Source organism: Vibrio sp. 1069 (assembly GCF_033340555.1).
Map to the genome: position 1 here is coordinate 1 of NZ_JAWOWP010000835.1, position 542 is coordinate 542.

1 protein-coding gene is annotated in these 542 nt (G+C 42.8%); it reads left to right on the forward strand.

Translation table 11 applies throughout. The features are described from left to right. A partial coding sequence (locus tag R7040_RS29335) for a LysE family translocator (RefSeq protein ID WP_318098029.1) occupies positions 1 to 542 on the forward strand: 542 nt, incomplete at both ends.

Sequence of the window (542 nt, forward strand, 5' to 3'; positions counted from 1 at the left end):
AATTCACTAGTGTTGTTTGTCATCGCTTGCCTAGCCATCAATATGATACCCGGACCAGATGTAATCTACATTGTTTCAAACACAATGAAAGGAAAACTGGCCAGTGGAATGAAGGCAGCTATTGGGCTCGGCATTGGTTACTTTATTCATACATTAGCAGCGTGTTTGGGTTTATCCGCAATAATTCTCAGCTCTGCGGTAGCTTTTACAGCAGTAAAATGGCTAGGAGCAGCCTACTTGGTCTATTTAGGTGTCCAAGCGCTACTTTCCATGTGGCGTGGTGAGAGCAAACTCGTGGTCAACGAAAGCATTGGAAGCAACAAAAACGTATTTGCACAAGGTGTCATTGTTAGTGTTTTGAATCCGAAAGTAGCTCTATTCTTCCTTTCTTTCCTACCTCAATTTATCGACACTTCGACAGGCTCCGCATCAACACAACTATTAGTCCTTGGCTTGCTATTCAGTGCATTAGCAACAATGTGTAACGTCTTGTACGCTTCAGTCGGAAGTTGGGTATTTAGTCGTTCAAATTCTCAACGCTA